Origin of the sequence: Streptomyces capoamus, assembly GCF_014654935.1 — a bacterium.
Taxonomy (GTDB): domain Bacteria; phylum Actinomycetota; class Actinomycetes; order Streptomycetales; family Streptomycetaceae; genus Streptomyces; species Streptomyces capoamus.
Map to the genome: position 1 here is coordinate 1 of NZ_BNBF01000098.1, position 815 is coordinate 815.

The following is an 815-nucleotide window of genomic DNA, read 5'->3' on the forward strand; positions in this document are numbered from 1 at the left end:
CTGCTGCTGACGACCACCGCGACCCTGCCCGACCTGCCCCGCGACCTGGACGTCCCCACCCTCGAACTCGACGCGGCGGCGACCCTCAACGCCGTGGAGGCGCAGGGGACGGGCGACCTCCGGGACGACGAGCGCACCGCGCCCCTGCGGCTGGACCACCCGGCCTACGTGATCTACACCTCCGGTTCCACCGGCCGGCCCAAGGGCGTCGTCGTCACCCACCGGGGACTGCCCGGCTTCGCGGCGGCCGAGCGATCCCGCTTCTTCGTCACTCCCGGCAGTCGCGTCCTGCAGTTCGCCTCTCCCAGCTTCGACGCCGCCGTGCTGGAGGTCTGCATGGCCCTGGTGCACGGCTGCGTCCTCGTCGTCCCGCCGAGCGGCCCGCCGGCCGCCGACGACCTGGTGGCCTTCATGCGGGAACACCGGGTCACCCATGCCCTCATCCCGCCCACGGCCCTGGCCGCACTCCCCGGCGCGGATCTGCCGGACCTGCGCACGCTGGTGGTGGGAGGCGAGGCGTGCTCCGCCGAGCTGGTCGCCCGCTGGGCCCCCGGACGCCGGATGGTCAACGCCTACGGACCGACCGAGGCCACCGTCATGGCCACCACCAGCGCCCCGCTCGCACCCGGCGCCGGAGCCCCGCCGATCGGGAGCCCCGTCACCAACGCCCGCCTCTACGTCCTGGACGAGGCGTTGCGGCCGGTGCCACCGGGTGTGGTGGGTGAGCTGTACATCGCCGGCCGGGGTCTGGCGCGGGGTTACCTGGGCCGTCCGGGTCTGACCGCCGACCGGTTCGTGGCAGCCGTGCACGGTGC

At 74.7% G+C, this 815-nt stretch carries 1 protein-coding gene; it reads left to right on the top strand.

Translation table 11 applies throughout. The features are described 5' to 3' along the window. Positions 1 to 815 (top strand): AMP-binding protein (locus IE312_RS37965; protein WP_189986839.1); only part of this gene is annotated, 815 nt, incomplete at both ends.